The 22,817-nt window shown below is 58.4% G+C and carries 20 protein-coding genes; 6 read left to right on the top strand and 14 right to left on the bottom strand.

Going from position 1 to position 22,817, the window contains the following annotated elements:
• Positions 1 to 174 precede the first annotated feature (174 nt).
• From RDA78_RS06010 to RDA78_RS06000, 3 genes are read right to left on the bottom strand one after another with little or no spacing between them, the layout of a single operon-like run.
• Positions 175 to 2,361 carry a molybdopterin cofactor-binding domain-containing protein gene (locus RDA78_RS06010; protein WP_434054441.1) on the bottom strand — a complete coding sequence of 729 codons (2,187 nt, stop codon included), beginning with the start codon at positions 2,359 to 2,361 and terminating at the stop codon, positions 175 to 177.
• Positions 2,362 to 2,364: 3 nt separating this feature from the next.
• Positions 2,365 to 2,817: a (2Fe-2S)-binding protein gene (locus RDA78_RS06005; protein ID WP_434054440.1), complete on the bottom strand. Its 453-nt coding sequence runs from the start codon at positions 2,815 to 2,817 to the stop codon at positions 2,365 to 2,367.
• A gap of 39 nt (positions 2,818 to 2,856) precedes the next feature.
• On the bottom strand, positions 2,857 to 3,222 hold the full coding sequence (locus tag RDA78_RS06000) for a c-type cytochrome (protein ID WP_434054439.1): 366 nt from the start codon (positions 3,220 to 3,222) through the stop codon (positions 2,857 to 2,859).
• Between the two features lie 276 nt (positions 3,223 to 3,498).
• On the opposite strand from RDA78_RS06000, the gene RDA78_RS05995 reads away from it, so the two are divergent.
• The gene (locus RDA78_RS05995; protein WP_434054438.1) at positions 3,499 to 4,779 is read left to right on the top strand and encodes an adenylate/guanylate cyclase domain-containing protein; all 1,281 of its coding nucleotides are present in this window, start codon (positions 3,499 to 3,501) and stop codon (positions 4,777 to 4,779) included.
• A gap of 73 nt (positions 4,780 to 4,852) precedes the next feature.
• Here RDA78_RS05995 and RDA78_RS05990 read toward each other — a convergent pair whose 3' ends face one another.
• Positions 4,853 to 5,596, bottom strand: a complete 744-nt coding sequence (locus RDA78_RS05990) for an SDR family oxidoreductase (protein ID WP_434054437.1) — start codon at positions 5,594 to 5,596, stop codon at positions 4,853 to 4,855.
• A gap of 115 nt (positions 5,597 to 5,711) precedes the next feature.
• Between RDA78_RS05990 and RDA78_RS05985 the strand changes: the two genes are divergently transcribed.
• Positions 5,712 to 6,599: a LysR family transcriptional regulator gene (locus RDA78_RS05985; protein WP_434054436.1), complete on the top strand. Its 888-nt coding sequence runs from the start codon at positions 5,712 to 5,714 to the stop codon at positions 6,597 to 6,599.
• A 582-nt stretch (positions 6,600 to 7,181) separates the two neighbouring features.
• On the opposite strand, the gene RDA78_RS05980 is transcribed toward RDA78_RS05985, so the two are convergent.
• The 4 genes from RDA78_RS05980 to RDA78_RS05965 form a co-directional block, all read right to left on the bottom strand.
• On the bottom strand, positions 7,182 to 8,372 hold the full coding sequence (locus RDA78_RS05980) for an IS91 family transposase (RefSeq protein ID WP_434053052.1): 1,191 nt from the start codon (positions 8,370 to 8,372) through the stop codon (positions 7,182 to 7,184).
• Positions 8,373 to 8,376: 4 nt separating this feature from the next.
• Positions 8,377 to 9,282 (bottom strand): tyrosine-type recombinase/integrase, encoded by a 906-nt coding sequence (locus tag RDA78_RS05975; RefSeq protein ID WP_434053053.1) that lies wholly within the window; start codon positions 9,280 to 9,282, stop codon positions 8,377 to 8,379.
• Positions 9,283 to 9,831: 549 nt separating this feature from the next.
• A complete protein-coding gene (locus tag RDA78_RS05970) occupies positions 9,832 to 11,022 on the bottom strand; it encodes an IS91 family transposase (RefSeq protein WP_434053115.1) in 1,191 nt (396 codons plus the stop codon).
• Between the two features lie 3 nt (positions 11,023 to 11,025).
• Positions 11,026 to 11,934: a tyrosine-type recombinase/integrase gene (locus tag RDA78_RS05965; RefSeq protein WP_434053116.1), complete on the bottom strand. Its 909-nt coding sequence runs from the start codon at positions 11,932 to 11,934 to the stop codon at positions 11,026 to 11,028.
• Between the two features lie 877 nt (positions 11,935 to 12,811).
• On the opposite strand from RDA78_RS05965, the gene RDA78_RS05960 reads away from it, so the two are divergent.
• On the top strand, positions 12,812 to 13,693 hold the full coding sequence (locus RDA78_RS05960) for a helix-turn-helix transcriptional regulator (RefSeq protein ID WP_434054435.1): 882 nt from the start codon (positions 12,812 to 12,814) through the stop codon (positions 13,691 to 13,693).
• A gap of 143 nt (positions 13,694 to 13,836) precedes the next feature.
• Here RDA78_RS05960 and RDA78_RS05955 read toward each other — a convergent pair whose 3' ends face one another.
• The 3 genes from RDA78_RS05955 to RDA78_RS05945 form a co-directional block, all read right to left on the bottom strand.
• The gene (locus RDA78_RS05955) at positions 13,837 to 14,523 is read right to left on the bottom strand and encodes an SDR family NAD(P)-dependent oxidoreductase (protein ID WP_434054434.1); all 687 of its coding nucleotides are present in this window, start codon (positions 14,521 to 14,523) and stop codon (positions 13,837 to 13,839) included.
• 18 nt (positions 14,524 to 14,541) lie between these two features.
• The gene (locus RDA78_RS05950) at positions 14,542 to 15,837 is read right to left on the bottom strand and encodes an epoxide hydrolase family protein (protein WP_434054433.1); all 1,296 of its coding nucleotides are present in this window, start codon (positions 15,835 to 15,837) and stop codon (positions 14,542 to 14,544) included.
• Positions 15,838 to 16,270: 433 nt separating this feature from the next.
• Positions 16,271 to 17,152, bottom strand: coding sequence for a LysR family transcriptional regulator (locus RDA78_RS05945; RefSeq protein WP_434054432.1), 882 nt, complete (start codon positions 17,150 to 17,152; stop codon positions 16,271 to 16,273).
• Between the two features lie 101 nt (positions 17,153 to 17,253).
• On the opposite strand from RDA78_RS05945, the gene RDA78_RS05940 reads away from it, so the two are divergent.
• Both RDA78_RS05940 and RDA78_RS05935 read left to right on the top strand, forming a co-directional pair.
• Positions 17,254 to 18,435, top strand: a complete 1,182-nt coding sequence (locus RDA78_RS05940; RefSeq protein WP_434054431.1) for an MFS transporter — start codon at positions 17,254 to 17,256, stop codon at positions 18,433 to 18,435.
• Positions 18,436 to 18,508: 73 nt separating this feature from the next.
• The gene (locus tag RDA78_RS05935; RefSeq protein WP_434054430.1) at positions 18,509 to 18,961 is read left to right on the top strand and encodes a YybH family protein; all 453 of its coding nucleotides are present in this window, start codon (positions 18,509 to 18,511) and stop codon (positions 18,959 to 18,961) included.
• 458 nt (positions 18,962 to 19,419) lie between these two features.
• Here the strand turns inward: RDA78_RS05935 and RDA78_RS05930 are convergent, their stop codons facing one another.
• On the bottom strand, positions 19,420 to 20,610 hold the full coding sequence (locus RDA78_RS05930; RefSeq protein WP_434053052.1) for an IS91 family transposase: 1,191 nt from the start codon (positions 20,608 to 20,610) through the stop codon (positions 19,420 to 19,422).
• 4 nt (positions 20,611 to 20,614) lie between these two features.
• Positions 20,615 to 21,520, bottom strand: a complete 906-nt coding sequence (locus tag RDA78_RS05925; protein ID WP_434053053.1) for a tyrosine-type recombinase/integrase — start codon at positions 21,518 to 21,520, stop codon at positions 20,615 to 20,617.
• A 405-nt stretch (positions 21,521 to 21,925) separates the two neighbouring features.
• Here RDA78_RS05925 and RDA78_RS05920 point away from each other — a divergent pair, with 405 nt between their 5' ends.
• On the top strand, positions 21,926 to 22,186 hold the full coding sequence (locus tag RDA78_RS05920) for a hypothetical protein (RefSeq protein WP_434054429.1): 261 nt from the start codon (positions 21,926 to 21,928) through the stop codon (positions 22,184 to 22,186).
• Positions 22,187 to 22,222: 36 nt separating this feature from the next.
• On the opposite strand, the gene RDA78_RS05915 is transcribed toward RDA78_RS05920, so the two are convergent.
• Entirely contained in the window at positions 22,223 to 22,786 is a 564-nt protein-coding gene (locus RDA78_RS05915) for a hypothetical protein (RefSeq protein ID WP_434054428.1), read from the bottom strand.
• Between the last annotated feature and the right edge of the window lie 31 nt (positions 22,787 to 22,817).

Here is a 22,817-nt window from a genome sequence, read left to right as displayed (position 1 = left end):
CAGCACTGAAAGGCGTGCCAAAAAATGCAGGGCTGAGTTCAGATAGCGGATACGACAGCCTCCCGTCGACTAGGCGGCAATCAAGTGCTGATAACTTTTGCCTAACCGGGAACTGCAAAACTCCGGGTGCCAAATGTTTAATCTGGCACCCGGGCTAAGCTATTGCACCTTGTCTCAGGCACGTTCAAAAGGCATATGACGGAGCCGATTTCCAGTCAGTGCGTAAACTGCGTTTGCAACGGCTCCCCCTGTCATTGGCACACCGAGTTCCCCGGCTCCGGTCGGCCCGGCATCAGAGGGCACAATCTGAACCTGGATATCCGGCGCTTCATCGATCCGCATGACCTCGTAGTCATAAAAATTGCTTTGATCTACGACACCGCCACTGAAACCGATCCGCTCGCGTTTCAGTCCGGAAAGCCCGTACATGATGCCACCTTCGATCTGGGCCTTAAGGTTGTCCGGGTGGACGGCGATGCCGGGATCGACCGCCGCCCAGAACCGATGGACCCTGATCTGACCGCTATCCGGATCCACTGAGACTTCGGCAACTCCCGCGCCTCGGCTTTCCTTATAGCCGGCGAATGAAAGCCCATGTGCCCGCCCTTCCCGCGCCTGACCGAAGTTTGACATTTCCAGGACCTCGTCCAACACCTTCAAACCACGGGGACTTTCCGCAAGAAGCTGTCGCCGGAACCGGACTGGATCGCTTCCGACACGTTCCGCGAGTTCGTCGATGAAGCACTCGCGCGCGAAGCAGATCGTACCGGCACCGATGCCGCGCCAAGCCGAGATGCGGGACTGCCGTTCAGTGTTGATGTGTTCCGTCAGAAGGTTTGGAATATCGTAGTCGTGGCTTTCAGATCCTTCCATAACCAGGAGGTCGCGACCGTTGACCTTCTCCCAGATGTTGGGCATGGCGAATTGCAGGATTGACGGCGACGCAAGGCGGTGCCGTAAGGCAATCAAGTCTCCGTCGGCATTTAGCGACGCTGTAAAGTGATGGGCCGTCGCCGGACGGAACCAGCCATTCTTGACATCGTCCTCCCGGGTCCACATCATCTTGACGGGACGCCTGACAGATTTCGAGATCAGCAGCGCATCGCGAAGCATGTGGCGCGCGAAAACGGTCCGCCGCCCGAAGCCACCACCCATCTGCATGGCATGAAACCGGATCCGGTCCGGGGTCGTCTGCAACACTTTTGAGGCCACTAGAATGGAGACCGACTGGCTCTGGGTGCCAAGCCAGACCTCGGCTCCCTTGCCATCTTCATCAACGGACGCAACAGCGCAGAGGGGTTCCATCTGAGCGTGATAGACAGGCTCGGTCGCGTAAGTTGCCGATACGGTTCGAAGGCCGGAGGTGTCAAATGCCGTCTTTGCGTCGCCCTGGCTGTGCCAGATCACCGCTTCCCGGGTCGTGTCCTCGGCCGCCTCGACCGCCTGCCGCCGCTCTGTTTCACTGTCGGCCGAGCGGAACCGGGACGTTTCAGACCAGGTGACCTCGAGCAGGTCTCGGCCGGCAATTGCCGACTCTAAGGTCTCAGCTACGATATTCACGCTGTTTTCAAGCCGGATAATGTCGATCACGCCCGGTACAGCACGTGCAGCGCTATCTGATACGGACGTCGGCGTTTCGCCTTCTACAGGAGAAAGCAACTGAACGGCATAGGCCATATCCGGTAGACGGACATCAATAGAGTATTCGGATTCGCCGCGCGTTTTGGCCGGTACATCCAACCGAGCGACATCAGAGCCGATGATACGCCACTGGTTGCGTGGCTTGAAATCCGCCTCGCCAATCTCGCCGATATCAGCCACAAGCTCCGGAAGTGAAGCAGCCGCACCGTAAGTCATTGATCGTTCGGATTTCGGGTGCGTCAGCTTGCTTTCAGCGGTCGTAATCTCGCTGGCAGGGACTTCCCAGGCATTCGCGGCGGATAGAACCAGGATCTTGCGCGCTCCTGCACCGGCGCACCGCATCGTGTCGAAATAAGCTTCGATCGACGTGCTGCCAGCCGTATAGAGAATGCCTGCGATTTTAGGATTACCGAAGACATCCAGAGGGCCATTGTCCACTTGCCTGGAGTCTATCATATTCCAGTCCGCATCCAGCTCCTCTGCCAGGATCATCGGCAACGAGGTCGAAACACCCTGCCCCATTTCAGTCGGTGCAAATCGAACTGTTACACGGTTGTCGGAATGTATGGAGACCCACGCATTCACTTCTGTAACGTTCACACTGTCGGCGTGAGCTTCGCCCCGGAAGGCTCTAACGCCGCCACTGGCGAGCACAGCAAAGCCGAGCGCTCCTGTTCCAGCGAGGAACCCTCGGCGGGACGGTGAAAATTCGATTTTCATGGATCAGGCCTCCCCCGCTGCGCGTTCGACAGCACGAATGATTCGAGTGTAGGTTCCACAGCGGCATAGGTTTGGAGACATGCCGTCAATGATCTCTTCACGGGATGGGTTCGGCGTCTCTGCAAGCAGGGCTGCTGCGCGCATGATCTGTCCGGACTGGCAATAACCACATTGCGGCGTCTGCTCTTCGATCCAGGCCTTTTGGACCGGATGGCTGCCGTCTTGTGACAAACCCTCAATAGTTGTGATTTCAAGACCGGCCACGTCCTCGACTGTCAGCTGACAGGCAAAACTCGCTTGGCCGTTTAGGTGGATGGTGCAGGCCCCGCACATTCCGGCACCACAACCAAATTTGGTCCCGGTTAGCCCAAGGTGCTCCCGTAGCACCCAAAGCAACTTTGTCTGCGGATCTACATCCACGTCGACTTCACTGCCATTCAATTTGAAACTAAGCATGGGTGTCCTCTCCATGTTGCTCACGGCATATCGCGCGTGTCAGCTTCCGCTAGTGAGAAATTCAATCAGAGCATTCCGTTCTTCTGGACTGCGGAGACGAGTGTTCATGGTGGTGCCTTCCACGAGGCTGCGTGGATTGGCGAGAAAGACGTTTGCCGATCTCTCGTCCCAGACAATGTTTGTGTCCTGCATGGCGCGGGAATACCTTGCGCCCTCCATCGTTCCTGCCGGCCGACCGATTAGCCCGGCAAGCGAGGGACCGGCACGGTTCACACCTGGTTCAAGCGTGTGGCAGGTGGCGCAGCGCGTGCCAAAAACCGCTGCTCCATCTGCTGTCTCCGCTGCGATTTGCGTTGGTGATAAACACAAACTGCCCAGCAGAAAGACTTTCGGGATACTCGACATCGCTTGCTCCAATTTCCTTGCAGACGTCAAATTGCATTCTTTCGGCACTCATTCTCTCTGGCATAGAAAATCAAATGGCAAACGTGGATACGCGTGTGATTTAGCCAGTGACTAGCAATATGGAGAAACAAAAATTACGAACAACATCCCAAAATTCGGACACTCAATCCGAAATTCTCGAATTGTCGACTCTCAAGGGATAAGGTAACTTAAGACCAGTCCCTTGCGTTGCACCGCGAGCTCTTCGATGCAGCAATCGTAACTGGGGTCAAGATATTGCAAGACCAGGATCAATCAGCAATTGATGTTCGCTCTGCTCTCGAAGTAAAAGAGCTGAGGCGCAGCCAAGTTATGGAAAAATACTTTTGGTATTTATTTCCACGTGAGAGCGTGCCTCGGGGAATGCGACGGTACGTCCAGACCTGGCTGCTGCTGTTTCCTCTGGCGGGGCTTAGTCATGTGGGCATTTTCGTTGCCTGTCTGCTAACAGGAGTTTGGCCATTGGTATGGCTGAACCTCTTCAGTATCCCATTTTACTTTGTTTGTTTGTTGCTGCTTCGACGCGGGCACTATCAGCTTTCTCTGATCCTCATGCTCTTTGAGATCACAATTCATGCATGGATAGGACAATATTGCCTGGGGGTTCAGTCCGGGTTTGCGGGATACATAATTGCGTTCCTTTTAATCACGATCTTGCAGCCTTTTTGGTCGCTGAAGGTCACTTTAGGGATCTGCCTCGTTGGCATTTTGTCTGTTGCTGGCCTCATTATTCTGACATATGAACACGTTCCGCTTTTTGACCTCACAGCACCGTCCGACATGATCGTCGCGACGATCGTCTGGATTTTGTGGTCGCTGGTCATCATAGGCATGGTTGTGCCGTTTTCCATTGAGGTCAGACACAGTGAAGCTGTTCTGGAAGAAGCGTGGAATGAAAGCGAAACGCTGCTGTTGAACATTTTACCGGCGCATCTCGCCGAGCGTTTGAAGCAGACAGGTGGCACACTCGTGGACGAGCATCAACACGTGGCGGTACTGTTCGCGGACATTGTTGACTTCACATCATTCACTGAAAATATGAAGCCCGAAGCGGTTGTTGATCTCCTTGATGCGGTTTTCGCCGAATTTGATGAGGTGGCAGAAAGACTAGGTGCCGAAAAGATCAAAACAATCGGCGATGCCTGGATGGCTGTGGCTGGCGATGATGATTGCGATAAGACAATCGCACTGCTGGCACTTGCAATAAGGGACCAAATCGAACTGTTTCAAAACCCTGTCAGCGGTCACCCTTTGAAAATTCGAATTGGTATCAATTCAGGGCGTGTGGTGGCCGGCGTAATTGGCCGGCGCAAGTTCGCATATGATGTCTGGGGCGATACGGTCAATGTAGCAGCCCGTATGGAAGAGACCGGTTTGCCGGGTCGCATTCAACTGCCGGAAGAAATGATCGAGAAGCTACCGCCGAGGTTCAAGGTAACTTCTCGGGGTTCAATTGAAGTCAAGGGCAAGGGGTTCTTGCGAACCGCGTGGTTGCAGCAGGCATTACCGGTTGAATGAACTCGCCAAGTTACAATCGCAGAGTCCGCGGCCATCATGTGCTACGCGGTTGCCGTCCCTTGCCCTCCATTTATCAGACCATGCCACCGTTGGCCCGCAGAGTTTGACCATTTATCCAGCCGCCGTCCGAACTTGCCAGGAATGCGACCACGTTTGCCATGTCCTCCGGTTGCCCAAGTCTTTCAAGCGGATTAGCTCTGCTAAGGGTGGCGATTTGTTCTACTGTCTTGCCATTCAGGAACAGGTCCGTCGCAGTCGGCCCCGGAGCGATGGAGTTGACCGTAATATTGCGGCCGCGAAGCTCTTTCGAAAGAATCGCGCCCATGGTCTCGATTGCTGCCTTTGTTGCGGTGTAGACCGAATAGGTCGGAAGTTTGGCACCAACGACGGAAGTCGACAGGTTGATGATCCTGCCACCGGCCTGCATGCGCCGGGAAGCCTCCCTCATTGTATTGAAACTGCCCTTCAGGTTTACGGCCAGAATCTTGTCGAAATCATCATCGCTGGTCTGTGCGAGCGGTGCCAGTTTCATGATGCCCGCAGAATTGACTAGAACCTGAGGAATGCCGACGGCCTCCTCTGCCTTGTCGAACAACTCTGCAACATCCTTTGAAATGGCGACGTCTGCCTGCGCGGAAACCGCGCGCCCGCCAGAGCTTTCGATTTCTGCGACGACGGCCGCGGCGGCTTCTGACCCGCTTGAATAATTGACTATGACAGCAAATCCTTCGGCTGCAAGACGCTTGGCGACCGCTGCGCCGATGCCGCGCGATGCGCCTGTGACGAGTGCTGATTTTGTTTTGTGTTCAGACATCATTGGCTCCTTGGTTCGGCATCCTTCTTCGATGCGTCTCGATGTACGCAATATCGCAACCTTGTATTTCTCGAACAATTACCTAAAAATCGGCATCTGAATTGGAGATTTTCGGATAATGGATAGAGTTGATGAAATGCGGGTCTTTGCACGAGTGGTGGAGGCGCGGAGTTTCCGGCGGGCGGCACAAGACCTCGGCATACCGGCTTCAACGGCGACTGATGCGGTCAAGCGGACGGAACGCCGGCTCGGTGTGGGTCTCATTGATCGCACCACGCGCATCGTCGCGCCAACACTCGACGGCGAGGCATGGTACAAGAGGTGTCTCTCAATAATTTCGGCGATGGAAGATGCCGAGGCTTCATTTTCAGGCGGCGCAGCAGAGGGTCGTCTTCACGTCAACGCCCATGGGACACTTGCTAGACATTTCCTGCTTCCGCGTTTGCCTGAGTTCCTCGCAGGCAACCCCGGCATCGACCTCGTTCTGTCCGAGGGCGACAGGTTGGTTGATCTGATGCGAGAGGGTGTCGACTGCGTGGTTCGTGTGGGCACTCCTGCGGACAGTGACTTGATAGCGCGCAAACTCGGTGAGTTTTCTGAAGTAACCCTTGCCTCTCCCAAATACCTTGAAAGGCATGGCGTTCCTGAGAGCGCTGATGATCTTGATGGGCATGTGGTGGTAGCGTTTCAGTCATCACAAACCGGCACGGCCATACCGCTCGAGTTTGAGATTACAGGAAAGATTGTCGAAAGACACCTTCCCGTGGCGCTGACGGTCACCGCCGCCGATACTCTGGCGGAAGCCGCTCGGCTTGGCATAGGCCTGATTCAAGCGCCCAGATACCGCTTTATCGAGGATCTAAAGTCAGGCCAGCTTGTAGAAATTCTGAAAGATACACCCCCGCAACCTTCGCGAGTTTCTGCGCTTTACCCACGTGACCGTCAGTTATCGCCCCGCGTCAGGGTTTTTCTCGCATGGCTTTGTCAGATCGATTTCACAATTTGAAGCATTGTTGAAATCAAAAAAATTGCCAAAAAACAGTCGGCCAACGTTCACTTGAAATACTCACGCAAGCACGGATAAACCGTTTGAAGGTGCAATTGCGAAATTTGACGGAAACGAGGTAAAAGTCTTTCTCAACTCAAGTTGGACGCTAGCTTGAATTCCAACAAATTCTTATAATTGAACTCGTTGTGAATTGATTGGGCTTAACGCGCCATAAAAGTGAGAATTCGCAGCGAATGTCCGCTTTCGGGCGTAGGCTGCAACGCGGTGAACGACCGATTTGGCTAAGGTTTTCGGGTGCCGTTAGGCGTACGAAAACCTCTCATGCAGGAACCCGCGGTCCGCGCATTGCAGGCTATGGGGTTTTGTTTTTTTCGGCAGGTCTGGGGCAGTTACGATCAGCAACAATTGGTGGGCAGATCGGGGTGCGCAATGGCCTTTCCGGCGTTAGAGCAGCGCTTGTCGCATTGGCCTGTTGCGGGTTTGCGCGGCTGAGAGCCGTCCTGTTTTCGCAGAGCGCAAGCCGTCTCATCGGCTGATGCCGTTGCAGGGCGGCCGGTTGATCGAACAGGCCATGCCGGGTCATGGCGCAGTCTCCCGGGTTGACGCGGCACAGTGCGGGGGTGCGCGGGGCTGTTGCCAGCGGGCGAAGGTCTCGATGATGATCATGCGTCCACCACAGCAAGGGCATGGTGGCCGAGTATCGGACACCTCTGGCGCGTCGTCTTCGGGTACTGTAGCGACGCTCAGCAATGCGCGTGCACGATCGAGACTGGCCTTGCGAGAGGTGCCGGCAAGGAGGCCGTAATGGCGAATACGGTGGAAGCCGCGCGGCAGGACATGGAGCAGGAAGCGTCGGATGAACTCGTCGGTGGCGAGGGTCATGACCTGCTGCCGGTCGGTGCCGCCACGGCGGTAATCCTTGTAGCGGAAGGTGACCTTGTTCTCGTCGAAGCCGATGAGGCGGCGGTTCGAGATGGCGACCCTGTGGGTGTAGCGCGCCAGATAGGCGAGTACCGCTTCCGGTCCGGCGAAGGGCGGCTTGGCGTAGACGATCCAGCGTTTGCTGCGCACAGGCTTCAGGTGACGCAGAAAGACGCCGCGGTCCGCCAAATGGGCCATAGATCCGAAGAAGGCGAGCCGGCCGGCATCGTGGAGCGCGATCAGCCGGGTCAGGAACAGGCGACGGAACAACTTGCCCAGGGCGCGCACCGGCAGGAGGAATGCGGGGCGTGACGATATCCAGCGCGTTCCGTCGAGGGAGATGCCGCCGCCCGGCACAATCATGTGCACATGGGGATGGTGGGTCATCGCCGATCCCCAAGTGTGGAGCACCGCTGTGATGCCGATGCGGGCGCTGAGGTGCTTCGGGTCGGCGGCGATTGTCAGCATCGTCTCTGAGGCAGCCCGGAACAACAGGTCGTAGACCAACGCCTTGTTCTGGAAGGCGATGGAGGCGATCTCGGCGGGCAACGTGAAGACGACGTGGAAGTAGCCGACCGGCAAGAGGTCGGCCTCCCGCTCGGCGAGCCAAGCGCGCGCGGTGGCACCCTGGCACTTGGGGCAGTGCCGGTTGCGGCAGCTGTTATAGGCGATGCGCCAATGCCCGCAGTCCTCGCAGGCCTCGACATGTCCGCCCAAGGCAGCTGTGCGGCACTGTTCGACCGCCGACATCACCTTGAGCTGGGCAAGGCTCAGGTGTCCTTCATGGGTTGCCCGGTAGGCGGGACCGGCAGCGCGGAAGATGTCAGCGACCTCGATTGAGGTGCGCACTTGTTCACTCGGGCGGCGTCTTGCCTTCCATCAGCGCCATCAGCCGATCGAGAGGCCCCGCAACCGCGTGGATCGTTCGGGTCGAGACCTTGGCGTAAAGGGCGGTTGTCTCAAGCTTGCTGTGTCCAAGCAGAACCTGGATGACCCTGATATCGGTGCCGTCCTCCAGAAGGTGTGTGGCGAAGCTGTGCCGTAATGTATGCGGGCTGACACGTTTGCGGAGGCCGGCGACCTCGGCCGCTTCCTGCACTGCGCGATGCAATTGCCGTGACGAGATCGGATCGGTGCAACTGCGTCCCGGAAACAGCCAGCCATGGGGCAGCATCACGCCGCGCCGCTTTCCTTCGCGCCACCATACACGCAAAAGCTCCAGGAGTTGCGGTGAGAGCATGGCGTTGCGGTCCTTGCGTCCCTTGCCCTGTTCGACGCGGATCAGCATGCGGGTCGAGTCGATATCGTCGACCTTGAGATGCGCGACCTCGGAGACGCGCAGGCCCGCGCCATAGGCAACACCGAGCGCTGCCTTGTATTTGATGCCCGGTGCCGCCTCGAGCAGTTGAGCGGCTTCCTCCACACTCAACACCTCGGGCAGCTTGCGCGGGTTGCGGGTGATCACCAGAGTTCGCGACAGATCCCGTCGGTTCAGCGTTACTGTGAACAGGAAGCGCAGCGCCGAAACCGTGCTGTTGATCGTCGCCGGACCTACGCCGGTCTCATGCTGGTGCAACTGGTAGTGCCGGATGTCCTCCGTGGTCGCGGTGTCGGGAGGACGCCCGAGGAAAGCGGCGAAGTTCCGGACGTGGCGAACGTAATCCTGCTGTGTATGGGAGCCCAGGCCCCGCATCACCATGTCTTGCTGCATGCGCTGGCGTAGCTGTGTGATCGGGGCTTCGGTCTGAAAGGTCGTCATGTTGAGTTCCTCCGGTTGAAAGGAACTCCATGCTCGGACCTTTGCCTCTACCTGCCCAGAGCCTCAGAGAAATCCACCAAACCGCGCCACGTGCACCCTCCCGCGAAGCGGGTTCGTGCTTGAGGACGCAAAGCGGAAGTCTGTCGACGAGGGGTACAATGTCAGCTATGGGCCGAAATCGGCCGCGAACTTGCGCTTCACGAACGTCCGCTTCAATGACTTTTCGGATAGAACCCGACGGTCCGCTCACGTGAAGAGTTTCGGGTGCCGTCAGGCGTACGAAAGTCCCCGAGGACCGAACCCGCGTGCCGCAGATACTGTGTTATGGGGATTTCTATTTCCGGCTGGTCTTGTTCCCTACGTTGGTCGCTTGAGGGAGCGTATCGTCTGATACGTTTGCACCGCCAACAACCGGTTTCGTGTGTTGCCAGTGATGTGGCCGAGCGGTGCTGATGATCATCGCAACGGTTGGAATGGCGGCTTGGGCACAGCGGAGCCTTCGCCGGAGCGCAAAGGCTCCGGGATGGTGTCCAGTCTGTCGATGCCGGGTCATGGCCCAGTCTCCCGGTTTGACGCGGCGCAGTGCGGTGGTGCCCGGGGCTGTTGCCAGCGGGCGAAGGTCTCAATGATGATCATGTGCCCACCGCAGCAAGGACATGGCGGCCGTGCATCGGACACCTCTGGTTCGTCATCCTCGGGCTGTGGGACAACGCTCAGCAATTCTCGAGCGCGATCGAGGCTGGTCTTGCGAGAGCTGCCGGCAAGAAGGCCGTAGTGGCGAATACGGTGGAAGCCGCGCGGCAGGACATGGAGCAGGAAGCGGCGGATGAACTCGTCGGTGGAGAGGGTCATGACCTGCCGCTGGTCGGCACCAGTGCGGCGGTAGTCCTTGTAACGGAAGGTGACCTCGTTCTCGTCGAAGCCGATGAGACGGCGATTGGAGATGGCGACCCTGTGCGTGTAGCGAGCGAGATAGGCAAGAACCGCCTCCGGTCCGGCGAAGGGGGCCTTGGCATAGACGGCCCACCGCTTTTTGTGCACCGGTGATAGATGCTTCAGAAAGGCGCGCCGCTCGGCCAATGGGGCCATCGATCCGAAGAAGGCGAGCTGTCCTTTATCGTGAAGCGCGATCAGCCGGGTCAGAAACAGGCGGCGGAACAGTTTGCCCAGCACCCGCACTGGCAAGAGGAATGCGGGGCGCGACGATATCCAGCGCGTCCCATCGAGCGAGATGCCGCCGCCCGGCACGATCATGTGCACATGGGGGTGGTGGGTCATCGCCGATCCCCAAGTATGCAGCACGGCTGTGATGCCGATGCGGGCGCCAAGGTGCTTCGGGTCGGCAGCGATCATCAGCATCGTCTCCGACGCGGCGCGGAACAACAGATCGTAGACCAGAGCCTTGTTCTGGAAGGCGATGGCGGCGGCCTCGGCGGGCAGCGTGAAGACGACATGGAAGTAGCCGACCGGCAAGAGGTCAGCTTCCCGCTCGGCCAACCAGGCGCGCGCGGCAGCGCCCTGACACTTGGGGCAGTGTCGGTTGCGGCAGCTGTTATAGGCGATGCGCCAGTGGCCGCAGTCCTCGCAGGCTTCGACGTGGCCGCCCAATGCAGCTGTGCGGCAGTGTTCGACCGCCGACATCACCCTGAGCTGGGCGAGGCTCAGGTGTCCGGCATGAGAAGCCCGGTAGGCGGGCCCGGCAGCGCGGAAGATGTCGGCGACCTCAAGTGAGGCGGACACGCCTCAGCCATCGGGCGCGGTGTCTGCGACAGAGAAGATACCGAGCTTGTCGAGCGGACTGATGACAGTGCGCACCGTACGGGTCGCGACCTTGGTATAAAAGGCGGTGTTCTCCAGCTTGGCATGCCCGAGCAGGACCTGGATCACCCGGATATCGATGCCGTCCTCCAGCAGATGGGTGGCGAAGCTGTGGCGCAAAGTGTGCGGGCAGACCCGCTTGCCGATGTCGGCGGCCCGTGCCGCTTCGACGACGATGCGGTGGAGCTGACGCGTGCTGATCGGCTTAGAGTAATGCTGTCCCGGAAACAGCCAGCCGTCGCGATGCATCACGCCCTGCTGGTGGCCGACCTTCCACCAGTGCCGCAGCAGGGTGAGCAGGTCTTTGGACAGCATGGCATTGCGATATTGTCCGCCCTTGCCGCGCTCAACCCGGATCAGCATACGCTCGCTATCGATGTCGCGGACCTTGAGCATCGATATCTCCGCGACACGAAGGCCTGCGCCGTAGCCGACCGACAGGGCCGCCTGGTGCTTGAGGCAGGTGGTCGCGTTGAGCAGACGGGTCACTTCGTCCCGGCTCAGAACAACAGGGAGCTTGCGCATGCTCTTCACTCGAACCAGCTTGCGCGCTAGATCCGGCCGGTCGACCGTGTTGGTGAAGAAGAAGCGCAGCGCCGACACGATGCTGTTCATCGTCGGCACCGGGACACCGGCTTCGCGCTGCTCGATCTGGAATCGATGCAGGTCTTCGGCTGTAGCCGTATCGGGAGGTCGACCGAGATAAGTCGCGAAACGTCCGACATCGCGCGTGTAGTTGCGCTGCGTCTCCATGGAGAAGTGGCGCAGGTTCATATCTTCGATCAGTCGCTGCCGCAACCGACTGACGGGGGAAATGGATGTAACTTCGGTCATTGTTTGGTTCCTTCTGGTTGAAAGGAACCAAATGGTCCGCTCAGGACCGCCGACGCTCAATCAAAACACAGCCGTCAAGGATTTGCCGTGTCCTTGCCACGCGCGACCTCCCGCGCAGCGGGTTCGTTCTTCGGCCCCGAAGCGGACGCTCGTACAGCGCGCCACGCACGTCCGCTTCCCGACAGGAACGATTGTTACGCACGAGTGGTGCAAGGCCTGATTTATTGCATCGCAGGGGAAGTCCCCTCGCCGCTCATCCCGAAAAATCATAGCGTCTAGGTCGAACGTCCGCTTTGGAGCCAACAGCGGACTGTCGGCTCTTGGAAACTCACTCATATAAGCCATCATTCATTAGGGTATTTACCTCTGTGGTTTTCGACCCAGTGGGGACGTCTGTTTGAGTCGCAACGAATGTCCAGAACGAGCCGATCCAAGACAGTCTGTTTGTCTGATGATCGACTCTTCAAGTCGAAGGCAGCAGTTCGCTGTATCAATCGCGGATGTCTGCATTGGCGGCAATGCGGACATTAGAACGGAACGTGTTTCACTGCTGATTTTTACCAGAAAGGAGATCGGATGACCTGCCAAACTCACTTTCCCGCGCTACACCGCCCTTGATACAGAAATAAATCGTATACTGGTCGCGCAAGTCCTGGTGCGACGAATGTGTTCGGAGATTTTGACATCGGGGTCGCGGCCATCTTCAACGGGTGCACATATCAACACTCAAGCAAGCCTCAAGACTGGACTTCCGTAGACAAATCACTATCCCAACACATCAATTGTAAACTCAAAACTGTCAACCATGTTGGACATTGCAGTATCCAAATTGTACATTTGTCGCGAGGTTAAGTTTGAAGCAAGCTGGACGAGTGACTTGGCGGCATACGAGAAGTCCGAACAGCCATGGGCAAAAATAGGTTCACAGCAGGTCGCGGCTGGAGACTGTTTCGTTGACTACGTGAGTAAACACTCAGAGGGACATGTAGTTTCGGCAACAGCTGCTTGTCTCACACTCTCTGCGACGCTCTCACCATCAAGTGGCATGTTCGCGGCAAATTCTGATCGTCTAGAGGAACTTACCCGACCCCAAAATGCGTCCGCATTCGTGCCTAGGGGAACAACCATCAAAGCAGCCGTATCAGCTGGATCGCAGGAAATGCTTCTGTTTCATTTGCGCAATCCACCTGAAGAATTAGTTGAACTCAATGCCCTCGGTTACGGTCTTGAATTCAGAAACGATCTTGTCGACGCAAACCTCGGCTTGCTAGCACGCGAAATCCGCAGAGCTTTGTTGACAGGGCAAAAAGAGGGCCCGAATTTTATTGAGCATCTCATTTATGCATTTGCACAAAGGCAATTGTATCTGATGCGAAGCAAACCGGCACCTTCCCTTAAATGCTCTCCTTGGATCTCGTCCACAGTCGTTTCCAAAATCAAAGACTATATAGATGCGAACGTTGGTCAGAGTTTAAGCCTGAATGATGTTGCGAGTGCCGTTCAGATACCATTGTTCCGGTTGCAACGTGAGCTCCGCGCTACGGCAGGGGTTTCTCTATATCAACTTATTCTATCCCGCCGAATTGCACGGGTTCGCGAGTTGCTTGCGTTCTCTGATCAGACTTTGGCAGACATCTCTTTTCAGTGCGGATTTTCGAGCCAGCAACATATGACAAGCGTTTTCTCATCACGTTTGGGCGTTTCTCCCGGTCGATATCGGCGTGAAACCAATGCTGACCAAAATCGAAAAACACAATAAATGTGTCGCTTCAACGCACCGTGCGAAGTATCTTTCGAAGCAAATTGCGTATGGGTACACTTGTGGCTTCATGTTGCCCCTGACGTGTGCCTGAGTGGCTCAGGTCATGCTTCACCAAACGTGTTTTCAGAGAAAGAGAGCTTTCACCAATCCACGCTTTTTCGATCAAAGAAAAAGCCGCCATTTGGTCCGTCTTCCGGCAAGGTGCCCAGCCAGAAGGCCGTGTCTGCTGCCATTTCAGGTGTCCGGGTCGCGTTTTGTCCACCCATCCTTGTACGAACCCATCCTGGATTCATCGCGTTGGTCTTGGTGGTTTCTGGAAGATCTTTGGAGAGTCGGACTGTCAGCGCATTCAGCGCAGCCTTGGTGACGCCATATGCGCCGGGACCGCCCATACCAGCTTCAAACGACCCCCAATCCGAGGAGACATTTACGATCCGGCCATAGGCGCGCTCGGCCATTCCTGGCGCGAGCAGCCGCGCCAGCTCTAACGGACCCAAGACATTTACCGCGAAGCTGAGGTCGATTTCCGCATCCGAAAGGCTCATCAGGTCGCCATCAGGCAAGACACCCGCATTGTTGATCAAAACATCGACAGATGCTGCGAGAGAGCCGATGGCGGCTTTGATGCTTTCGCGATCGGCGACATCCATCTCCAAAGGCGTCACATTGTGCCCGCGGTCTCGAAGGCGCTGAGCCTCTGCGACAACGGATGCGCCATCGCGCCCGGACAGGAAAACCGAGTAGCCCTCCGCCGCAAAACGTTCCACGATGGCGAGCCCGATGCCGCGATTGCCGCCGGTGACGAGAACTGTTTGATTGCTGGTCATTGTCGAATTCCTTTCAGGTTAGAGCGTGCGGGCGAACTGCCGGAGGCTGTCAACGAACAGGTCCGCCCGTTCGATCATCGGCCAATGCCCACCTTCGGTCTCTTCGCGCCACCAAGTGACGTTGTAGCTGCGCTCAGCCAATGATCTGGGTGGCGGTGCGATGAAGGGATCGGGGAAGGCCGCAAATCCGGTTGGAACCTCGACCTTCACCCGCTCTGGCAGCGTCCATGGCATCTCAAGCGCAGCGCCATGGTAGATCCATAGCGCCGTGTCGTCAGTGCCGGTCACCAGGTTGACCATCACCTGATCCAGAAGCGTGTCATGGTCGATGATGTCGGTCGCGGTGCGCTGGCTCGTATCGACCCATTGTAGGAACTTGTCTGCGTACCAGGCAGCAGAGCCCATTGGGCTATCGGCCAGGGCATGGGCAATCGACTGGGGACGGGCGGATTGCATCGGGAAGTAGCTGGCCGTGGGGCTGGCAAAGGCGGCGGCCTCGGCAGCGACGAATGCGCGCTCTTCCTCGGAGGGATCGGGGATCTTCCCGAGTTGACCTGATCCTAGCCAGGCTCCCTCGGGCCGCAGCAGTAGGTGGTTCAAGTGGATGGCCTCGACCTCGTTGGGGGCGCCGACCGCCATCCAGGAGGCGACCAACGCGCCCCAATCGCCGCCCTGCATCATGTAGCGATCAAAGCCCAGCACCTCTGTCATCAACGTATGCAGACGCACGCCGATCGCTTTGGGCCCAAGAGGTGTTGCTGGCTTGTCGGAAAAGCCCGTGCCTGGAAACGACGGAACGACGACGGTGAAAGCGTCCTCTACGCGCCCACCAAAGCGCTCCGGATGTGCAAGCGGTTCGATGATGTCCAGGAACGATATGAAGTTATGCGGCCAGCCGTGTAAAAGCAGGAGACGACGTGGGTTCGGCCCTGAGCCTTCCTCGACGATGTAGTGCAAAGCCTCCCCTTCGATTTCGGCCCTGTAGTGGTCAAACCGGTTAATCCGGCGTTCGGTCGCCCGCCAATCGTACGCATTCAGCCAATGCGTGCGCAGGTCCTGCATGTAAGCTGCGGTCGGTCCCATCGCGTTGGTTTCGCCCGGGATCGGGTCGGCAAGGACAGCATCCGCAACCCGCTGGCGGATGCGATCCAGCGTCGCTTGCGGCACGTCGATCACGAACCGGTCTGCAGCAGGGATCGCGCCCATAAGACGAGAGGGACGCATCGCGCCGAGCGCGGCAAATCCTGCTCCGCTCATCTTCAGAAAGTTTCGCCGGGTGAGGGAGAGGCTGGTGTTCGAGTTGATCGGCGGCATGGGCTCGGCTCCTTGGGTTCAGAGGTCTTAAGGAGCAAAATGTCAGCGAAGGCGGCGGCGCGCCAATCGCGAGGTCTCATGTCATGATAACTGTCAGTAATCGCGCACCCGTGCTGATACCAGTTGGTAATCAGGCGATACCGGATCGCGATTGGCGTACCCGACATCGCGATGTCACTTTCAACGCAACGAACGTATCGCGACATTGAAAGGACCGAACGATGCCTCGCCTGACTGCTCAGATGAAAACCGCATTAGTCACATGGTTGGCCATATGGCCCTCAATCACCGCCTTGCTTCTGGTGATGCAAGATGCGCTCTCGACGCTACCGATCGCCGCGCAAACGTTCATCCTCACGGCCATTCTGGTCCCGTGGATGAGCTTCGTGGCCATGCCGTGGCTAATGAAGCGAGTCGGGGACTGGGTCCGGACCTAAACCTTCGGAAGCAGATCGACGAAAGACCTCAGTGTCGGCGTCATGGTGCCCTGCCGCCACGCTGCACCGAAGCTGACATCTGCATCAAATCCCGATAGAGGACGCATGACGAGGTTTTCGCCCAGATCTCCGGACATCGCGTAGTCCGCCACGACGAACAGGCCTACGCCCTTTGCAACCAGGTCCGGCCCCATCTGTGGGTCCTGCGTGTGATAGGCGATCCTCGGCGTGACACCCGCGGCAGAGAACTTGTACTTCAGGCTGTCATAGAGGTCGGGGTTGACTCTGCGTGCAAAGAACACCAGGGGCTCGTTTGCGAGCTCTTTTACCGGGATTGTATCGGCAACGGCCAAACGGTGGCCGGCAGGCACGACCAGGGACCAGCGCCCTTTCAGCATCTTCCGAACAACCAGGGACGGCTCCTCCACGGGAACGACCACCAGGCCCAGGTCCACGCGTCCCTCCATCAGTGCGCCGATCGTCTCGGCCGGCGTCATATCGTCGATCTCGACATGGGAGTCCGGATGTGCCGCGGCGAAAGCCGTTAAGGCCTCGGGCAGGAACCGCTTTGCAATGTACTCTAGGCTACCCACCCGGATCGTCATGGCACTTCCCATCTCCGATGACTTCAGCTTCGCTTCCAGCCTCTCTGCGCTGTCTATCAAACGGCGGATGTCGTCGATGATAACCTCCGCCTGCGCGGTCATGCGCACTTGGCGGTCGAGGCGTTCGAACAGGCTCACACCAAGACGCCCTTCGATGTCCTGGATTTGCTTGGTCAACGCTGGCTGAGTGATGTTGAGCCGAGCCGCAGCCCGCCGGAAGTGCAGTTCCTCCGACAGAATTAGAACGGATCGCCAAAGCCGCAGCTCGATCATGGTCGATTACCTCTGGTTATCAAGCCGTTCTATAACGCGATTAGAGTCCAGACACCAGAGCAGGCATATCTGTCACAGCACCAAACACTAGGAGACAGATCATGGCCGTGAAGCCCTTTGACAAATCCATCCTTGCCCTCGCGGCCGCGGCCTTCGCCGTGGTCACGACCGAGTTCAGTATTGTTGGCATTCTGCCCGATGTCGCGAGGGATCTCGACGTGTCAGTACCAACAGCCGGATTGCTGGTTACACTTTTCGCGTTCACCGTCGCACTTGCCGGGCCGTTCCTAACCATGCTGGCCGGAAAGATCGAAAGGCGGCGGCTGTTCGTTGGGCTGCTGCTGGTCCTCGCCGCCGGAAACATCATCGCCGCATTGGCCGAGAACTTCACGATTATGGTCATCGGACGGATCATCCCGGCGCTGGCCTTGCCAGTGTTCTGGAGCATCGCCAGCACCAGCGCTGCGCGGCTGGCAGGATCCGAGAATGCGGGCCAAGCGATCAGCGTCGTCTTCTATGGTGTCTCAGGGGCAACTATCCTCGGCATGCCGCTTGGGGCACTCATTGCCGATGCCGTCGGATGGCGCACCAGTTTCTTGGTGATCGCTGGCCTTTCCGTAGCGATGGCCATGGCACTGGCAGCGGTGTTTCCCCGTCTGGAAGCCGAGGCCGAGCAGAACACGGCATCGGCCCGTACGCTTCTCGCCAGCCGACCCTTCTTGGGTCACCTCGCCCTGTCCGGGGCCGTCCTGACGGCCTTGTTCACGGCGTATACCTATCTCTCCGATGTCTTGCAGACGATCGGTGGCATGGGTGGCGGAACGGCTGGCTGGGTCCTGATGGGTTTCGGCACTGTCGGCCTCCTGGGAAATTGGCTGGCCGGTAAGACCGTTGGTCAGCGCCCGATGGCGACATCCTTGATCGCGGCTGCTGTCGCTGCCCTGGGCATGGCCATCGCGATCCCGGCCCTTCAGGCACCCATGCTTGCTGGTATTGCTCTGTTACTTTGGGGCGTTGCCCAATCTGCAAGCTTCGTGGCCAACCATGTGCGCGTGATTCAGGCAGCTCCACACAGCCAGGACCTCGCTGCTTCGCTGAACGTCTCGGTCTACAACGTCGGCATCGGCCTCGGTGCCATCATCGGCGGCGAAGTGATCGCCACGGTGGGGCTCTCTAACGTCGGAATCGCCGGAGGGCTGATTGTCGCGGTCACGCTCGCGGTGATCTTCCTCCTAAGCCGTTGGGCTCCGCAGCAGTCTGCCGCCCCCCTCGTTCAAAACTGAAACCATCCGCCCGCCGCTTCTGTCGCGGGCACCCCCAACCTCTAATTCCAACCCCAACCTGAAAGGACACAACATGACCAAAGAAACAATCACTGCTCAGACCATGGCCTGGATCGAAGGCTGGCGCACCAGCCCCGAAGCCCCCTTTGACCTAGATGCCTTCCGTCACATTTATGCTCAAGACGACCGGTTTTCGTCCTTCGACTTTGGGCGCCCACACGAAGGGTTCACTGACTGGGCAACGGCCGAGGCCTACTACCGCAAGTTCATGACGGTGCCTGCTAACTGGCGTCTCGACCCGACCGGACCTATTCAAGTCACGATCCGTAGCGATGTCGCCTGGTCCTCCGTGCCGCTGCATGCTGCGGGCAGTCTGCCGGATGGCACCGCTTTCGACTTTCCCGACAGTCGTGTGACACTGATATTCGAAAAGGACGGTGACGAGTGGTTGATTGTTCACGAACACGGCTCCACTGCGCTGCCATTCCCGGACGAGGAAACTGCGAAGAAGATGTTGGGCGCATAGCCCGTTGGTTTCCATCACCATGCCATGATGCGATCCCGTCACGGGATCGCATTCGGCATTTCCACCAGGTCGACTTTCCGCGAACTTCCGGACATCACTTTTCAAGAAGTGAACGGCAGCTTTCGGGCACAGCCTTAAGTGCAGCGAACGACCGAATTGGCTAAGGTTTTCGGGTGCCGTTAGGCGTACGAAAACCTCTCATGCAGGAACCCGCGGTCCGCGCATTGCAGGCTATGGGGTTTTGTTTTTTTCGGCAGGTCTGGGGCAGTTACGATCAGCAACAATTGGTGGGCAGATCGGGGTGCGCAATGGCCTTTCCGGCGTTAGAGCAGCGCTTGTCGCATTGGCCTGTTGCGGGTTTGCGCGGCTGAGAGCCGTCCTGTTTTCGCAGAGCGCAAGCCGTCTCATCGGCTGATGCCGTTGCAGGGCGGCCGGTTGATCGAACAGGCCATGCCGGGTCATGGCGCAGTCTCCCGGGTTGACGCGGCACAGTGCGGGGGTGCGCGGGGCTGTTGCCAGCGGGCGAAGGTCTCGATGATGATCATGCGTCCACCACAGCAAGGGCATGGTGGCCGAGTATCGGACACCTCTGGCGCGTCGTCTTCGGGTACTGTAGCGACGCTCAGCAATGCGCGTGCACGATCGAGACTGGCCTTGCGAGAGGTGCCGGCAAGGAGGCCGTAATGGCGAATACGGTGGAAGCCGCGCGGCAGGACATGGAGCAGGAAGCGTCGGATGAACTCGTCGGTGGCGAGGGTCATGACCTGCTGCCGGTCGGTGCCGCCACGGCGGTAATCCTTGTAGCGGAAGGTGACCTTGTTCTCGTCGAAGCCGATGAGGCGGCGGTTCGAGATGGCGACCCTGTGGGTGTAGCGCGCCAGATAGGCGAGTACCGCTTCCGGTCCGGCGAAGGGCGGCTTGGCGTAGACGATCCAGCGTTTGCTGCGCACAGGCTTCAGGTGACGCAGAAAGACGCCGCGGTCCGCCAAATGGGCCATAGATCCGAAGAAGGCGAGCCGGCCGGCATCGTGGAGCGCGATCAGCCGGGTCAGGAACAGGCGACGGAACAACTTGCCCAGGGCGCGCACCGGCAGGAGGAATGCGGGGCGTGACGATATCCAGCGCGTTCCGTCGAGGGAGATGCCGCCGCCCGGCACAATCATGTGCACATGGGGATGGTGGGTCATCGCCGATCCCCAAGTGTGGAGCACCGCTGTGATGCCGATGCGGGCGCTGAGGTGCTTCGGGTCGGCGGCGATTGTCAGCATCGTCTCTGAGGCAGCCCGGAACAACAGGTCGTAGACCAACGCCTTGTTCTGGAAGGCGATGGAGGCGATCTCGGCGGGCAACGTGAAGACGACGTGGAAGTAGCCGACCGGCAAGAGGTCGGCCTCCCGCTCGGCGAGCCAAGCGCGCGCGGTGGCACCCTGGCACTTGGGGCAGTGCCGGTTGCGGCAGCTGTTATAGGCGATGCGCCAATGCCCGCAGTCCTCGCAGGCCTCGACATGTCCGCCCAAGGCAGCTGTGCGGCACTGTTCGACCGCCGACATCACCTTGAGCTGGGCAAGGCTCAGGTGTCCTTCATGGGTTGCCCGGTAGGCGGGACCGGCAGCGCGGAAGATGTCAGCGACCTCGATTGAGGTGCGCACTTGTTCACTCGGGCGGCGTCTTGCCTTCCATCAGCGCCATCAGCCGATCGAGAGGCCCCGCAACCGCGTGGATCGTTCGGGTCGAGACCTTGGCGTAAAGGGCGGTTGTCTCAAGCTTGCTGTGTCCAAGCAGAACCTGGATGACCCTGATATCGGTGCCGTCCTCCAGAAGGTGTGTGGCGAAGCTGTGCCGTAATGTATGCGGGCTGACACGTTTGCGGAGGCCGGCGACCTCGGCCGCTTCCTGCACTGCGCGATGCAATTGCCGTGACGAGATCGGATCGGTGCAACTGCGTCCCGGAAACAGCCAGCCATGGGGCAGCATCACGCCGCGCCGCTTTCCTTCGCGCCACCATACACGCAAAAGCTCCAGGAGTTGCGGTGAGAGCATGGCGTTGCGGTCCTTGCGTCCCTTGCCCTGTTCGACGCGGATCAGCATGCGGGTCGAGTCGATATCGTCGACCTTGAGATGCGCGACCTCGGAGACGCGCAGGCCCGCGCCATAGGCAACACCGAGCGCTGCCTTGTATTTGATGCCCGGTGCCGCCTCGAGCAGTTGAGCGGCTTCCTCCACACTCAACACCTCGGGCAGCTTGCGCGGGTTGCGGGTGATCACCAGAGTTCGCGACAGATCCCGTCGGTTCAGCGTTACTGTGAACAGGAAGCGCAGCGCCGAAACCGTGCTGTTGATCGTCGCCGGACCTACGCCGGTCTCATGCTGGTGCAACTGGTAGTGCCGGATGTCCTCCGTGGTCGCGGTGTCGGGAGGACGCCCGAGGAAAGCGGCGAAGTTCCGGACGTGGCGAACGTAATCCTGCTGTGTATGGGAGCCCAGGCCCCGCATCACCATGTCTTGCTGCATGCGCTGGCGTAGCTGTGTGATCGGGGCTTCGGTCTGAAAGGTCGTCATGTTGAGTTCCTCCGGTTGAAAGGAACTCCATGCTCGGACCTTTGCCTCTACCTGCCCAGAGCCTCAGAGAAATCCACCAAACCGCGCCACGTGCACCCTCCCGCGAAGCGGGTTCGTGCATGGGGGTGCAAAGCGGTCATCGAGTTTTGCAAATGCAGTTCCCCAGCAATTGTGCATTTTCCGATCGCTGATCGATAACCCTTCGATCGCATTGCCGCGGACAAGGCAGGAGTGTTGTGCCAGGTTCCTGTTACCGAGCCGCTGAGGCGGCCGCCGGCACCAGCCACTGGGGCTGTTGTCCTGACAAAAGGACTTTCGAGATTGACCCATCACCAAACGAATAAGGGAGCATTTGCAAACACGACTGACATTGATGAGCCTGATCGGTGGGCGATTGACCGCGCTGTGTCTGAATGGCACGCAGCCCGTGCACGTCTGGCGGATCCCGTCACGCCGACCTCAGACGTTGAACTTGCCACATTGTTGGATACCGAACAGGCTGCAGTCAGGAAAATCGTCTTGGCTCCAGCGCTGACACTTGAAGGACTGATGTCCAAATTCGCGCTGCTGACGTCCGAACTTGCCGATACAAAGGTTCCCGCATCGGTTCGGCTTCTGGTGGCAAGCATTCAGACTGATGCCGAACGCTTGATGGATGAGATTTAGCCCGGGGCTCAGTTGCGTGTTGAAGAAGGCCGGCAGCTAGCTCGCCTTCTTCATTTTGGCATTTGTACCCCCGACGGTTTCCAACACAGCTCGTCCGCTCAAAGCTTGATGCGTGAGCAGAGCATCCGTCAACGCGTCCAGGGCATCCCGGTTTTCAGAAAGGAGTTCGCGTGCTTGATCGAAGGCTGCCCGAAGACACCGGTTGACCTGTCTCCTGAGATCCTTGTCGTTTGCCAATTGCGCACGCAGGTGCGCTGAGCCTTTAGCGCCAAGATAAACAAGACTATTGCCAAGCCCCAGACTTGTCTCAAGATCCAGAGCACGAAGGGTTGCCTGATGAAGATCTGACCCATGCACACCACCGCCACCGTCGCCAAAATCACCCAAAACGATCTGCTCAGCCGCCAGTCCAGCAAGATCGATCACAAGGTGGTTTTCGTGCTCCTGGCGCGTCAAGAATCGTGGCCGCGTTTGTCTCGTTTCTAGTGCGCCAAGAGCATAGAGCCGTCGTTCGGGCGAGATCTCAGACTGAATTGATAGTTTCACGATGTCCCCTTCGCCGACCAAGAGATGCAAAAGAGCATGACCTGCTTCATGCACGGCAAGCCGGCGCAAATCAAAGCAGGGAAGG

It is taken from the genome of Roseibium sp., from assembly GCF_051016195.1.
Classification (GTDB): Bacteria; Pseudomonadota; Alphaproteobacteria; order Rhizobiales; family Stappiaceae; genus Roseibium.
Note: the sequence above shows the minus strand (reverse complement) of the source record. Positions and strands in the feature narration are given on the sequence as shown.